The sequence below is a fragment of the Bacteroides mediterraneensis genome (genome assembly GCF_900128455.1).
GTDB lineage: Bacteria > Bacteroidota > Bacteroidia > Bacteroidales > Bacteroidaceae > Phocaeicola > Phocaeicola mediterraneensis.
The window spans coordinates 1,025,056-1,039,422 of record NZ_LT635783.1 but is presented as its reverse complement, the minus strand read 5'-3'; the positions used below and the strand labels follow the sequence as shown (position 1 = coordinate 1,039,422).

The following is a 14,367-nucleotide window of genomic DNA, read 5'->3' as shown; positions in this document are numbered from 1 at the left end:
ATGCAAGAATTACCAACGCCCCGGCAAATTGTCACATGGAATGGCCGTACCTCCGCCGAGCGAACGCTTTTCTTCCTTCAGCCATTCTTTGAAACTCCCTCAAGTATTCTTCTGAACATCTCCACAAATTCTCTGTCCCACGGTTTGGTTTTTATATTTCACACTGTGAAATACATATCCCACACTGTGGTTTTTATATCCCACAGTGTGGGACAGAGAATTCATGAGGCAACTTTCACTTTTATGCAAGGATATCTGACAAAATGCGACGGATGAAACTTCATAAAAAATGCACAAAAATTTTCATGAAAAGCCCTTATCCCCAAAACATTTTCTTACCTTCGGGCATTTAATATTTACACAAACCTTTACTTTTATTCTTTTTTTAATCACTAAGGCATTATGATTTTTACGGCAGAAAACATTTTGATGATTGGGTCAATCCTTATTTTTTCCAGTATTCTTATCAGCAAGACCGGATACCGGTTTGGAATCCCTACCCTCTTACTCTTTCTTGTAGTGGGAATGCTTTTCGGAAGCGATGGACTGGGATTGCAGTTCAACAGTGCTTCGGATGCACAGTTCATCGGCATGATGGCATTGAGCATCATCCTTTTTTCCGGAGGTATGGACACGAAATACAGCGACATCAAACCTGTACTCACTCCGGGAATTGTTCTGTCGACCGCCGGCGTCCTGCTCACCACCTTGCTGACTGGTGTATTCATCTTTTATATCTCCGACTGGAACCAGACCAACATCGAGCTGACCTTGCTCACGTCTCTGCTGCTGGCTGCCACCATGTCGTCTACCGACTCGGCATCTGTGTTCAATCTGCTCCGTTCGCAGCGGATGAACCTGAAACAGCATCTTCGCCCGATGCTGGAATTGGAAAGTGGTAGTAATGACCCGATGGCCTACATGCTGACCATCGTACTGATACAAGTCATCTCCAGCGGAAGCCATCCCGACTTTCTGCTTATCACGAAAGATTTGCTGGTACAGTTCTTTTTCGGAGGGGTTATCGGCTATGCCATGGGACGCTTCAGCGTATGGCTCATCAACCGCATCAACCTGTCGAACAGCTCTCTCTACTCCATCCTTCTGCTCAGTCTGGTCTTCATCACCTTTACCATTACCGACCAGCTGAAGGGAAATGCCTACCTGGCCGTGTACATCATGGGCGTGATTCTGGGAAACACCAAACTGGCTTTCCGGAAAGAAATCAACACCTTCATGAGCGGACTGACCTGGCTCTTCCAGATTATCATGTTCCTCACCTTGGGATTGCTGGTCAACCCGCACGAAATGCTCGACCTGGCCGCAGTGGCCTTGCTGATTGGTGCCTTCATGATTATTGTGGCACGTCCGCTCAGCGTATTCCTCTGCTTGCTTCCTTTCCGGAACATCACCGCCAAAGGCAAGCTGTTTGTCTCATGGGTCGGGCTGAGAGGGGCTACTCCCATCATTTTTGCCACCTACCCCGTACTGGCCCAGATTGAAGGCTCCCAGCAGCTGTTCAACATTGTCTTTTTCATCACCCTCCTGTCATTGGTGGTTCAAGGAATGACCATTACAAAGGCCGCCAAGCTGCTGCACTTGGACTTGCCGGCTCCCAAGGAAGGCAATGAATTTGGAGTGGAACTTCCGGACGAAATCGACACCCGCCTGAACGATCTCACCTTGACTCCGGAAATGCTGGCCACGCAACATACACTGGCCGACATGCAACTCCCTAAAGGAACCTTGGTGATGCTGGTGAAACGAGGCAGTGAGTTTCTCATCCCCAACGGGCAAATGGAACTGAAACCGGGAGACAAACTGCTGCTCATCTCTGAAAACAAACACAAGCCGGCTGATTAATCCTCAGCCAGCTTGTGTTTCAAGTATTCATAAAAGTCATATTGTGCCCGCACGTCGTCATTCCCGGGTTTCCGCTTAAAGACATTCTGCAAATGATTGTCCACCCAGCAGGCCTTCCGGTTGGCCGAAAGCTGCAGGTTCAGCATGTCGGTCAGTTCCTGCCGGAGCTTCCCGTCCAGAATGGGAGTGACCGCCTCGATGCGGCGATACAAATTGCGGCGCATCCAGTCGGGTGAACCGATAAATATTTTCGGGTCGCCCCCGTTGCCGAAATACCACACACGGGCATGCTCCAGAAACGTATCCACGATGCGGGTGACCCGAATATTCCGACTGAACGACTCTCCGGGCACCAGACAACAAATTCCTCGCACAATCAAATCAATCTGTACCCCCGCCTCACTGGCCCGATACAGTTCGTCAATCATGGTCGTATCCTGCAAGGCATTCATCTTCAGAATGATTCGTCCCGGCTTTCCTTTACGCACCAAATCGATTTCTTTTTGAATCAATTGCTTGAGTTCCGGCAACAAGTTGAAGCGGGCAATCAGCAGACGTTTGAAATGTGGTTCCTTCACCTCTTTTCTCAACACACGGAACAAGGTATACATGTCTTCCACAATCTGCTTGTTGCACGTGTACAAGGCAATATCCGCATAAATTTTCGCGGTCTTCTCGTTGAAGTTCCCTGTACTGACATACGCATAGCTTCGCAAACGCTCCCCCTTGTCGTTCTCCCGAAGCACCAACGCCACCTTCGCGTGAACTTTCAACCCCGGAATACTGAAAATGATGTCAATCCCAGCCTTCCGCATCAGCTCTGCAGTCGCCAGATTATTCTCTTCATCAAAACGGGCCTTCAGTTCCACGAACACCGTGACATGCTTCCCGTTCCGGGCGGCCGCAATCAAGGCATTGATTACCTCCGAATGTTCTGCCACCCGATACTGCGTAATCATAATTTCCCGACAGAACGGGTCACGTACGGCTTCATACAGAAAACGGATGAAATGCTCAAAACTGTGATACGGGTAATAGAGCAGCATGTCGCGTTTGGCTATCCGCCGATACATGAAATGCTTTTCGTTCATCCCCGGCAAACACATCGGTTGCGGCTTGACCATCTGTGGAATATCCGGATTCGGGTTTGGCAGGAAAGACAGATTTTCCAGATTCAAATGCTTGTCGCCCGGCACGAGTTCCTCCCGGTTGATGCCCAGCGCTTCCACCAGCGCATCCAGAAACTCCGCCGGCATCTTCCGGTCGTACACAAAGCGACAGATGGCCCCAATCTTCCGTTTCTTCACTTTCTCCTTCAGTTTTTCCACCATGCTTTCTGCCGGTACATCATCCACAAACACATCGGCATCCCGCGAAATCTTGCAACAATAGCTACACTCCACCTCATAGCCTACAAACATTTCCGGCAAATTCGCCTTGATGATATCCTCCAGAAACATCAGATAATAATTTCCGTCATGGAAAGGCAATTCCACAAAACGGGGCACTTTGCTATACGGCATCTTGATGAGGTAGTAGTCCGACTTCTCCGCTCCTAGTTTCCGGACTTTCACCGCCAGATACAGCCGCTTGTCGCGCAAAAAGAAACGTACGTTTTCCGGTTCCATCTTCATCGGCTGAAGATAAGGGAAGACTTCCTCCATGAAAAAACGGTGCACAAACTCCTTGTGGAAGTCCTCTACCTCACTCTTGCTCTGATAAAAGACGACATGGTTCTTCCGCAACTCAGGAAGTATCTTCTGCTCATAAATGCGCACACGGTCCTCCAGCTGGCGGTTCACCACCTCCGTGATGCGCCGAATCAGGGCATGCGCCTCTTCTACCGTCATGTCTTCACTCTTTCCTCCGGAGGCTACCGCCTTGTGTTCCGCCACACGCACCTGGTAAAACTCTTCCAGATTAGACGAATAAATCGAAATGAAATTGATTCTTTCATATAAAGGGAGGCTGTCATCGTCAGCTTCCAGCAATACACGATAGTTGAACGCGAGCCAGCTGATGTCGCGGTTAAAATATTTATAGTGGCTTTCCATACATAGAATCCTTCAAGGTTTGCTCAAATGTACTATCTTTGCCGGAGAAAAACAACAGAAAAATGAAAAGAATAGGACTTCTGTCCGATACCCATGGTTATTGGGACGAACGTTATCTGAAATATTTTGACACCTGCGACGAGATATGGCATGCCGGAGACATCGGCTCACAAGAAGTGGCCGACCGACTGGCTGCCTTCCGCCCCCTGCGGGCCGTATATGGAAATATCGACGGTCAGGACATGCGCCTCCGTTTTCCGGAAATCAACCGTTTCCAGCTGGAAGGAGCCGACGTACTGATGAAACACATCGGAGGATATCCGGGAAAATATGACCCTTCCGTCCGGCAAATTCTCGCCACGCAGCCCCCGCAGCTGTTTATCAGCGGGCACTCCCATATCCTGAAGGTAAAATATGACCCTCGCCTGCACCTGCTGCACATCAATCCGGGGGCCGCCGGAAAATATGGTTTCCATAAGGTGCGCACCTTGGTACGCTTCTCCATAACCGACGGTAATTTCTCCGATTTGGAGGTTATCGAACTGAATGATTAAAGTTTGAAAAGTCTTGTCGCATTCAAAAATCTTTCCGAAATTTGCACTCAAAATAGAAAAACGATATGAAAACTTATCTAGTTACTGGAGCTGCCGGATTCATCGGTGCCAATTATATCAAATATATCCTGGCCAAGCATGATGACATCAAGGTAATCATTCTGGATGCTTTGACATACGCTGGAAACCTGGAAACCATTTCATCCGACATCGACAACGAACGCTGCTTCTTCGTAAAAGGAAACATCTGTGACCGCGATCTGGCCGACCGGCTGTTTGCTGAGTACAAATTTGACTACATCGTGAACTTCGCCGCCGAGAGCCATGTGGACCGCAGCATCGAAAATCCGCAACTTTTCCTGCAGACGAACATTCTGGGCACACAAAACCTGCTGGATGCCGCCCGCCGTGCATGGGTGACCGGGAAAGACGAAAACGGCTATCCTACGTGGAGAAAAGGAGTCCGCTTCCACCAGGTATCTACCGATGAGGTGTATGGTTCTTTGGGAGCAGAAGGTTATTTCACCGAAGAAACGCCTCTTTGCCCGCACAGTCCGTACAGCGCTTCCAAGACCAGTGCCGACCTAATCGTCATGGCATATCGGGATACCTACAAGATGCCGGTGACCATCAGCCGCTGTTCCAATAACTATGGTCCGTATCACTTCCCGGAGAAACTGATTCCGCTCATCATCAAAAACATTCTGGAAGGAAAAAGACTTCCCGTATATGGCAACGGAACCAACGTGCGCGACTGGCTGTACGTGGAAGACCACTGCAAGGCTATCGACATGATTATCAACAAGGGTAAGGACGGAGAAATCTACAATGTAGGCGGACACAACGAGAAGCAGAACATTGAAATTGTCAAACTGACCATCGCCACCATTCATCGGATAATGACCGAGCAACCTGAGTATCGGAACGTGCTCAAAAAGAAAGAAATGACTGCCGACGGACAAATCAGCATTGACTGGATCAACGATTCACTGATTACCTTTGTCAAGGACCGGTTGGGACACGACCAGCGCTACGCCATCGACCCTACCAAGATTACCCGCGAACTGGGATGGGCGCCCGAAACCAAGTTTGAAGACGGTATCGTCAAAACCATCAAATGGTATCTCGACCACCAGGCATGGGTAAAGAACGTCACCAGTGGGGAGTACCAGAATTACTACGACAACATGTACAAGAATCGCTGAAAAGCAAATTCTCTATCACTTCATAGAATGTCATTCCGGAAAGCAATTTCCAGAATGACATTTTTTATTTTCACTCATTTGTTTTCATTTTATCTATCCATACAAATAAAATAAAATCATTTTGATAAGTTATTTCACATTTCGCTTGCATATTTACGAAATACACCTATCTTTGCAAGCAAAACAAACAATTAAAGAAATAAACAAATGAGTTACCTTATAAAACCTGTCGGCTACAAGCCGTTGCTTGACATGAAGCAAACCGAACTGGGTATCAAGCAGATTAAAGAATTTTTCCAGCAGAACCTTTCTTCCGAACTTCGCTTGCGGCGCGTAACCGCTCCATTGTTCGTCCTGAAAGGAATGGGTATCAACGACGACTTGAACGGTACGGAACGTCCGGTCACCTTCCCGATAAAGGACCTGGGCGACCAGCAGGCGGAAGTGGTTCATTCACTGGCCAAATGGAAACGACTGACCCTGGCCGACTACCAGATTGAACCGGGTTACGGTATCTATACCGATATGAACGCGATTCGTGCCGACGAGGAACTGGGCAACATCCACTCCCTGTATGTGGACCAGTGGGACTGGGAACGGGTCATCACGCCGGAACAGCGGACGGTAGATTTCCTGAAAAGCATCGTGACCCGCATCTATGCGGCCATGCGACGCACGGAATACATGATTTGTGAGATGTATCCGCAAATCAAATCCTTCCTGCCACACGACGTACATTTCATCCACTCGGAAGATTTGCTGCAGATGTATCCTGACAAGACCGCCAAGGAACGTGAGAACCTGATTACCGAACGTTTCGGGGCCGTATTCATCATCGGCATCGGCAACAAGCTGAGCAACGGACAACCGCACGACCTGCGTGCCCCCGACTACGACGACTACACCACCATCGACCCGAAGACCGGACTGCCGGGACTGAACGGAGACTTGCTGGTATGGAACGACGTACTGCAACGCGCTTTCGAAATTTCTTCCATGGGTATCCGTGTGGACAAAGCCGCCATGCTTAAGCAGCTGGAACTGGCCGGAAAAGAGGAACGCACCAAACTTTATTTCCACCAGCGCTTGCTGAACGACACATTGCCGCTCACCATCGGAGGAGGTATCGGACAGTCACGTCTGTGCATGCTCTACCTGAAGAAAGGCCATATCGGAGAAATCCAAGCCAGCATCTGGCCGGAAGAGATGCGCAAAGAATGCGCGGAACTGGGCATGCAGCTCATCTGAAACAAACACACATTATTATAACCATCCCCTTGTTTCCACTCCACGGAGAGTAGAAGCAAGGGGATTCATTTTTCGGGAAAAGCCGTACGGACAATCCCTACCAGTTGATGGGCGTCTCACCATGAGCCACCAGATACTCGTTGGTACGGCTGAAATGCTTGTTGCCAAAAAATCCATTGTAGGCCGACAAAGGCGAAGGATGTACGGAAGTCAACACCAGATGCTTGTTACGGTCAATAAAAGCCCCCTTCTTCTGGGCATAAGAACCCCACAAGATGAACACCAGATGTTCTTTTTGCTCGGCCAGTACCCGAATGGCCGCATCCGTAAACTCTTCCCACCCTTTCCGCTGATGGGAACCCGCCTGATGTGCCCGTACCGTCAAGGTAGCGTTCAACAGCAGTACCCCCTGCTCTGCCCACCGGGTCAGATTCCCGCTCGCAGGCATCGGAGTGCCCAAATCGTCATGAATCTCCTTGAATATATTCTGCAAAGAAGGCGGAAACGGTACGCCATCATTCACCGAAAAGCACAGCCCATGCGCCTGTCCCGGTCCGTGATACGGGTCCTGCCCGATAATCACCACCTTCACCTTATCAAAAGGGCAAAGATTGAACGCATTGAAAATCAGCCGTCCGGGAGGATATACCGTGGTCTGCTTGTATTCCTGGCGGACAAAATCCGTCAGCCGGACAAAATAATCCTTTTCAAACTCTGAGGCCAACGCCTTTTTCCATCCTTCTTCTATCTGTACATTCATACTATCCTGATTAAATGATTAATCCCAAAGATTCAACTTGTTTCTCTTCGCTTCTTCCAATGACACCGTCTTCACCACTTTCTGCTTGTTCTTGTCGCGCAAAGCCTGATACTCCTCGTTCAACGCCTCCACAAAAGCCGGACGCTGTTCCGGATTCAGCAGTCTGGCAGCTACCAGCGCATTCTGCGAAGCATCCTTCATGTACACCACCGGCGCGTGATATACGGGGGCAATCTTCAAAGCCGTGTGCAATTTCGAGGTCGTTGCCCCTCCAATCATCACCGGCACATCCACTCCCGCACGCTGCAGTTCCGTCACCACATGCACCATTTCCTCCAATGAAGGCGTAATCAGTCCGCTCAACCCTACGATATCCACTTTTTCCCGGATGGCCGTCTCCACAATTTTTTCTGCCGGTACCATCACGCCCAAGTCGATAATCTCATAGTTGTTGCACGCCATGACCACCGACACAATGTTCTTCCCAATATCGTGTACGTCGCCCTTCACCGTGGCCACCAGTACCTTTCCGGCGCTTCGGGCCCCTTCTTCCTTTTCCGCCTCGATGTAAGGCTGGAGAATGGCTACGGCCTTCTTCATGGTCCGCGCCGTCTTGACCACCTGCGGCAAGAACATCTTACCCGAGCCGAACAAATCGCCCACATGGTTCATGCCTGCCATCAGCGGACCTTCAATGATGCTCACCGCATTCGGATAACGGGAAAGCGCTTCCTGCAAATCCTCTTCCAGGTAGTCCGAAAGCCCTTTCACCAGTGCATACTGCAACCGTTCTTCCACCGTGGTATCTTTACGCCACAGCAACTGAGCCTCATGTCCTTCCTGCGAAGCCGTTCCTTCCTTTTCCCGTTTCAATTGTTCCGCCGTTTCAATCAGCCGTTCCGCCGCATCGGGCCGGCGGTTCAGCACCACATCCTCAATCCGTTCCAGAATATCCTGCGGAATGTCCGTATAAAGCACGGAAGTGGCCGGATTCACAATGCCCATGTCCATACCCTGCTGAATGGCATGATAGAGGAACACCGCATGCATGGCCTCACGGATATAATTGTTGCCGCGGAATGAGAACGACAAGTTGCTCACTCCCCCGCTCACATGTGCTCCCGGCAGATGCTTGCGTATCCATCCGGTAGCCTGAATGAAATCGACCGCGTAATTGTTGTGTTCTTCGATACCCGTGGCCACGGCCAGCACGTTGGGGTCGAAGATAATATCGTGTGGATTAAACCCTACCTTGTCCACCAGAATACGGTAAGCCCGTTCGCAGACCTCAATCTTGCGGCTGAAGGTATCAGCCTGTCCCTTCTCGTCGAAAGCCATGACAATGACAGCCGCCCCGAGCTGCTTCACCTCGCGGGCATGTGCCACAAACACATCCTCCCCTTCCTTCAAGGAGATGGAGTTGACAATGCATTTACCCTGCACACACTTCAGCCCCGCACGAATCACTTCCCATTTGGAAGAGTCAATCATAAGAGGTACACGGGCAATTTCCGGTTCCGAAGCCACCAGGTTCAGGAAGGTAGTCATCTCTTCTGCCGCATCCAGCAGTCCGTCGTCCATATTGACATCGAGAATCAATGCCCCATCTTCCACCTGCTTGCGGGCGATGGACAAAGCCTCCTCGTATTTCTTCTCGTTGATGAGCCGGAGAAATTTCCGCGAACCTGCCACGTTGCAGCGTTCCCCCACATTCACGAAATTGATTTCGGGTGACACTTCCAGCAGTTCCAGTCCCGACAGCCACATATACTTGTGCGGCTGCACCGGCACACGAGGCTGCACCCCCCGAATCAAATCCTGATATTTGGCTATATATTTTTCCGTGGTACCACAACATCCACCAATGATGTTGACCAGTCCTTCGTCGATATATTCCTTCACTTCGGCCGCCATGTCTTCCGGCGTCTGGTCATACTGTCCCAGCGTGTTCGGCAGTCCGGCATTCGGATACGCACTGACATAATAAGGTGCACGGGCAGCCAGTCTTTCCAGGAAAGGCTTCAACTGACGGGCCCCGAAGGAACAATTCAGTCCGATAGAGAAAATATCCGCATGTTCCACTGAAGCCAGAAACGCATCCAGTGTCTGCCCTGACAAGGTACGTCCACCCACATCCGATACGGTAACCGACAGCATCAAAGGCACCTTCCGACCCGTTTTCTCCATCGAAAGTTCCGCCGCCCGAATCGCCGCCTTGGCATTCAGCGTATCGAAAATGGTTTCAATGAGCAAGGCATCCACCCCGCCTTCCAGCAAGGCTTCCATCTGCTCGCAATAAGCCTCCTGCAATTCGTCGAAGGTCAATGCCCGGAAAGCCGGATTGTTCACATCCGGACTCATGGAACACGTCTTGTTGGTCGGCCCCACAGAACCCGCCACAAAACGAGGCTTCTCCGGATTCATCGCCGTAAACTCATCGGCCATCCGACGGGCCAGACGGGCAGCTGCCAGATTGATTTCCCGGCAATAGGCCTCCACGTGATAGTCGGCCATCGACACCGAAGTGGCATTAAACGTATTGGTTTCGATTATGTCGGCTCCCGCTTCCAGGTATTTCCGGTGAATGTCTTCTATCACCTCCGGACGCGTGAGGCACAACAGGTCGTTGTTTCCTTTCAGCTGTCCCTTTGCCTCCTTGAAACGTTCCCCACGGAAATCCGCTTCCGAGAGATTATATTGCTGTATCATCGTACCCATCGCCCCATCGAGCACCAGGATACGTTCCCGTATCAGTTGTTGTATTGTCTTTGTCTGCATAGGCATGTCTACCCTTTAATCGTTTAATTTAGCGTTTGAACATGCGGTCCATCATCCGCCGGTCTTCTTTCTCTTTCAGTGTCTGACGTTTGTCATACTGTTTCTTACCCTTGGCCAGCGCAATGACTACCTTGGCCAGTCCACGCTCGTTGATATACATGCGGGTGGGCACAATGGTAAAACCCGGTTCCTCGGAAGTGCGCTGCAACTTGCGCAGCTCCTTCTTGGTCAGCAGCAGCTTACGGTCGCGCCGCGCCGTATGGTTATTGTACGAACCGTAAAAATACTCGGCAATGTGCATGTTCTTCACCCACAGTTCCCCACGGGAGAAGAAGCAAAACGTATCTACCAGACTCGCCTTCCCTTGCCGGATGGACTTGATTTCCGTACCGGTCAGCACGATTCCTGCGGTGTACGTATCGATGAATTCATAATCGAACGATGCCCGCTTGTTCTTGATATTAATATTATTCGCAACTGGTCTCATCAATTCAAAATTACAGACAATTTATTAAATACAAATTCAATCATCACCGGAGAAAGTAATACCAAAATGGAAGCTACCACAGTGTAAGAAGTCAACCTGCTCTCGGGAATATCCAGAAAACGACGTGCCCCTTCAAACACCACCACCACAGTGTACAATTGCAGAATCCAATGTAGAATCTCGATGGAAATCAACCCGTTGACCACATCGAGCACAAACAAGACCGTCATGGAATATCCCACAAACACCTGCATTTTCTCCTTGGGGACATACTTGTCGAACCATCTCCAGGTAATTTTATCCAGCAGATAGGAAGCCAGGAAAAATCCTCCAAACAAAGCCACGGCCACGGCACAGCAACGTGTCAGCGCCCATTGAAAGAACTCCGAGCTAACATCCCGACCGATGAATGTCCCTATAAATTCGGCCAATCCGCACAACCCAATCAGCGGATAGACATATTCCGACATCATCCGGTTTCCTTGCCCTTCGGAGGCTTCTTTCTCCCAGAAACGACCGGGGGAGGAAAGCAAAAATGCCATTTTATTGAACAATTCTTTATAATTCATTCCCAATTCTTTCATTATGTGATGAAACGAATTGCAAATTTACAAAAAAGTATGAGATTAAGTAAAGCGGAGGTTATCTTTTCAACCTATTTAAAAGTCTGACACTCTTAAAAAGTAAAAGCTTTTCCGGTGAGGAGATACGAAGAAATAAGAAGATTTTCAAAGACTTTTGAAGACCGTTCCAAAACGTCCTTGCGTTTCAGGCAAAACGCACTTACGTTTTATCCAAAACTCTTTGACGTTTTCATCCAAACGCAAGGACGTTTTGGAACGAACGTAAAGGCTTTGCAAGACACATAAAAAAACTGCATGGCAATCTGTCTCTTATCGACTTCCTGCCATGCAGTCTACTATATATTTTTATTATTTTATTGATTAGCCGTATCCTTATACAAAGAGAAAGTGACTGTCTTCAGTTGTTTATTAGCAATTGTAGGCACAGCCGTACTTCTATTGCTGCATTCATACTCCACAGCTATCTTTTCAGGATCGGATCCATGAACCGCCTTATATTGAGAAAGCAAATAATCCAAACTTACATAAGAAACATCTGTATATCGGTATTGTACGCTATAATCAGCAGCCCAGCTTTCATCCGTATCAGAATTTTCTTCTACAGAAGAATATCCTACTCCCGCAATCTTATAACGCAGGTGCAAGGTCAAAGTTTTAGCTTGCACATCGTCATCCTCAGCCAAGTAATATACACTTAGGCTATGATTGGCCAATTCCGTCTTCAAATTGTCCGTAGTTGTACCTGTCTTCAACAGATAAGTAGGAGCCAAAACCAAATACTTGTTTTTTCCCCACACAAATCCGGCATTCTCCCCCAATGAATAAATAGAAACCGTCTCAGTGTTCAAAGGTAAATTAGAAGATGGATAACTCAAATCTTTCAAATAAACCGGATCATACAACAAAGTCACAGGTAAATTAGTAGAAGTAGAAGTGAGAGCCTGCATATCTGCATTGTTATACTGATAAGCAATATAAGCCAATTTTGACTCAGGAGTAGATGTTACCGTCTTATTGGGTACACACACCCAACCATACATAGAAGTAAAAGACAATCCCCCAAAACTGCTTGAATTCACTTCAGCATAATCCTCTAACGTTCTCACGCCATCATCTTCAGAGCTCAAACAAGAACTAAACCCTACCATTGCCAATAATGCAGCAAAAACTACTGCCCATTTTTGTTTTTTCATACTTTATTCTCTTTTTCTTTAATATATTATGTTCCCAATTTTCAAACCCAACAAATGAATGCAAAAATGTAGGAAAAACTGCACAGATGCCAATAAAATTTAACACAAATAAACTAATTCTATTTTACCGCCGCAAAAGAATCCAAATGCTCGTCCACATAAGCAGCAATCTGCGCCGTAATCAGCTCTTCCTCTTCCATATACTTTTCTTCCAGATCGTCGAACGCCTCATACTGCTCATACATGGCCATGAACTCATCTTCGGTACAGTCTCTCTCCAAATCGGCCCGGTTCGCATCGTAAATTTTCTTGGCCTCATAAATCAATTTTGAAAAATCCTTCGCTCCGAACAGACGCATCGCCTTAGCAAACGGATTGTCAAAGATATACGGGCCGTATCCATTCTGGATAAGCTGTATGAAACCGCCTTCCATCACTTCCTCACGGAAAAAGTGATATCCCAGCAGCGTATGCTGATAACCGTTCAGCAACGGCATGGTCTTCTCATTAATCACCCCACCCGTCACCTCCAGGTATTTATCGATAAACACTTTCAAGAATGCATCCATTCCCTCTTCCGCTCCTTTGCGCAAATCCGCATCGGACACCGTAATCTGATTCGCTTCCATTTATATACCTAATAATTGTTACCTATCTTTATTTATATACTACGACAGGGCTTGCACATCGTATCTGCGGCAAAGATACAAGATTCTTTCAGAAGAGTAAAAACATTTTGGCAAGCAGAGTTTACAAAACAGGCCAAACTGGAAAAAATATCATTAAAATGTAAGAAAAAGTTTGGTTTCGCACGTTGCAGAACGAAATAAAACGACTAACTTTGCGTTCGGATTAAGGAAGAAATTCCATAATTCGTGGTTTACGAAATACTTATTTTTTATTACCAATAAAACGTAAAGAATATGATTTATTCACATGAAGTTGAACACATGTGTTGTGTTGCTAAAGGACCTAACCACGGTCCGGCCCCAATTCCTGAAGAAGGAAAATGGATTCAAGCAAAAGAAATCAAAGACATTTCAGGTTTAACTCATGGTGTGGGATGGTGTGCTCCACAGCAGGGTGCTTGTAAACTGACTTTGAACGTCAAAGAAGGTGTAATCGAAGAATGTCTGGTAGAAACAATCGGTTGCTCAGGTATGACTCACTCAGCCGCTATGGCTTCTGAAATTCTGCCGGGTAAGACAATTCTGGAAGCACTGAATACAGACTTGGTTTGCGATGCCATCAACACCGCAATGCGTGAATTGTTCCTGCAGATTGTTTACGGTCGTACTCAGTCAGCTTTCTCTGAAGGCGGTTTGATGATTGGTGCAGGCTTGGAAGACTTGGGTAAAGGACTCCGCAGCCAGACTGGTACTCTGTATGGTACAAAAGCAAAAGGTACTCGTTACTTGGAATTGACTGAGGGTTACATCACTCGTATGGCTTTGGACAAAGACAACCAGGTAATCGGTTACGAATTTGTTCACATGGGTAAATTCATGGAACAGATCAAGAAGGGTGTAGATGCAAACGAAGCATTGAAAGCTGTTACCGGAACTTACGGACGCTTCAAACCCGAACAAGGCGCAGTTAAATATATTGACCCACGTAAAGAATAATAAGGAGGATACAGAT

Annotated in this window: 12 protein-coding genes; 5 read left to right on the top strand and 7 right to left on the bottom strand. The window is 48.0% G+C overall.

Going from position 1 to position 14,367, the window contains the following annotated elements; genetic code table 11:
- Nucleotides 1-402: 402 nt before the first annotated feature.
- Nucleotides 403-1,863: a potassium/proton antiporter gene (locus BQ7480_RS04145; RefSeq protein WP_072541834.1), complete on the top strand. Its 1,461-nt coding sequence runs from the start codon at nt 403-405 to the stop codon at nt 1,861-1,863.
- On the opposite strand, the gene BQ7480_RS04140 is transcribed toward BQ7480_RS04145, so the two are convergent.
- A complete protein-coding gene (locus BQ7480_RS04140) occupies nt 1,860-3,917 on the bottom strand; it encodes an RNA degradosome polyphosphate kinase (protein WP_072541833.1) in 2,058 nt (685 codons plus the stop codon). The genes BQ7480_RS04145 and BQ7480_RS04140 overlap by 4 nt on opposite strands.
- Nucleotides 3,918-3,979: 62 nt before the next feature.
- Here BQ7480_RS04140 and BQ7480_RS04135 point away from each other — a divergent pair, with 62 nt between their 5' ends.
- From BQ7480_RS04135 to asnA, 3 genes are all read left to right on the top strand, one after another.
- On the top strand, nt 3,980-4,471 hold the full coding sequence (locus BQ7480_RS04135; RefSeq protein WP_072543891.1) for a metallophosphoesterase family protein: 492 nt from the start codon (nt 3,980-3,982) through the stop codon (nt 4,469-4,471).
- Between the two features lie 65 nt (nt 4,472-4,536).
- Nucleotides 4,537-5,676, top strand: a complete 1,140-nt coding sequence (gene rfbB / locus BQ7480_RS04130; RefSeq protein ID WP_072541832.1) for a dTDP-glucose 4,6-dehydratase — start codon at nt 4,537-4,539, stop codon at nt 5,674-5,676.
- 207 nt (nt 5,677-5,883) lie between these two features.
- Entirely contained in the window at nt 5,884-6,924 is a 1,041-nt protein-coding gene (gene asnA, locus BQ7480_RS04125; protein WP_072541831.1) for an aspartate--ammonia ligase, read from the top strand.
- A gap of 97 nt (nt 6,925-7,021) precedes the next feature.
- Here asnA and ung read toward each other — a convergent pair whose 3' ends face one another.
- The 6 genes from ung to BQ7480_RS04095 all read right to left on the bottom strand — a co-directional run bounded on the left by ung (nt 7,022) and on the right by BQ7480_RS04095 (nt 13,355).
- Nucleotides 7,022-7,684, bottom strand: a complete 663-nt coding sequence (gene ung / locus BQ7480_RS04120; RefSeq protein WP_072541830.1) for a uracil-DNA glycosylase — start codon at nt 7,682-7,684, stop codon at nt 7,022-7,024.
- Between the two features lie 18 nt (nt 7,685-7,702).
- Entirely contained in the window at nt 7,703-10,462 is a 2,760-nt protein-coding gene (metH, locus tag BQ7480_RS04115) for a methionine synthase (protein WP_072541829.1), read from the bottom strand.
- Between the two features lie 28 nt (nt 10,463-10,490).
- Complete coding sequence (smpB, locus tag BQ7480_RS04110) at nt 10,491-10,949, bottom strand: SsrA-binding protein (RefSeq protein WP_022354222.1); 459 nt, start codon at nt 10,947-10,949, stop codon at nt 10,491-10,493.
- Nucleotides 10,949-11,518 (bottom strand): Yip1 family protein, encoded by a 570-nt coding sequence (locus BQ7480_RS04105; RefSeq protein ID WP_072543890.1) that lies wholly within the window; start codon nt 11,516-11,518, stop codon nt 10,949-10,951. Before BQ7480_RS04105 ends, smpB begins: the two co-directional genes overlap by 1 nt.
- A 368-nt stretch (nt 11,519-11,886) precedes the next feature.
- Nucleotides 11,887-12,726, bottom strand: coding sequence for a hypothetical protein (locus BQ7480_RS04100; protein WP_139255706.1), 840 nt, complete (start codon nt 12,724-12,726; stop codon nt 11,887-11,889).
- Between the two features lie 119 nt (nt 12,727-12,845).
- Complete coding sequence (locus BQ7480_RS04095; RefSeq protein WP_072541827.1) at nt 12,846-13,355, bottom strand: DMP19 family protein; 510 nt, start codon at nt 13,353-13,355, stop codon at nt 12,846-12,848.
- 294 nt (nt 13,356-13,649) lie between these two features.
- On the opposite strand from BQ7480_RS04095, the gene BQ7480_RS04090 reads away from it, so the two are divergent.
- The gene (locus BQ7480_RS04090; RefSeq protein WP_022354280.1) at nt 13,650-14,351 is read left to right on the top strand and encodes an iron-sulfur cluster assembly scaffold protein; all 702 of its coding nucleotides are present in this window, start codon (nt 13,650-13,652) and stop codon (nt 14,349-14,351) included.
- Nucleotides 14,352-14,367: the final 16 nt, after the last annotated feature.